Raw genomic sequence first — 409 nt, 5'->3', positions numbered from 1 at the left:
CGTGTCCCCGGGAGCCCCAGAAACGAATCGATTGGACCAGTTGCAGTCACCCGCCCAGAACAAACAGTGAGAAAGGCCATGACCGAAATACAGGAGCCTGTCGCCGCTCCCAACCGTTCGCTGGTTCGACGAACCGGGAGGAGCATTCTGCTTGTTCTGGGTGTTTTGCTCGCGACTGCCGCCCTCGTAGTCCTACTCAGCGCTGTCCTGATGAACATGTTCGACAGCGCCGAGCAATGGCAAGCCTGGCGCACCGACCACTATTGGCCGCTCTTTACCTGGCGCCTAATGCTTTATATCGCACTGACCGTTGCCTGGTTCAAATTCAAGGTACGGTTATCGAACTCAGAACGCTCGAAACGGCGCAAAGGCCTGTTGAAGATCGAGATAATGGTGATCTTATTATTTC

Annotated in this window: 1 protein-coding gene; it reads left to right on the top strand. The window is 54.8% G+C overall.

What is annotated here, in order from left to right; all coding sequences use genetic code 11:
* Positions 1-78: 78 nt before the first annotated feature.
* Positions 79-409, top strand: a 331-nt coding sequence (locus KMS84_RS43990) for a hypothetical protein (RefSeq protein ID WP_256921376.1), incomplete at its 3' end; no start/stop codon positions are given.

Source organism: Streptomyces hilarionis (assembly GCF_024539675.1).
Lineage (GTDB): Bacteria > Actinomycetota > Actinomycetes > Streptomycetales > Streptomycetaceae > Streptomyces > Streptomyces hilarionis.
This window is presented reverse-complemented; position numbering and strand designations above follow the sequence as displayed.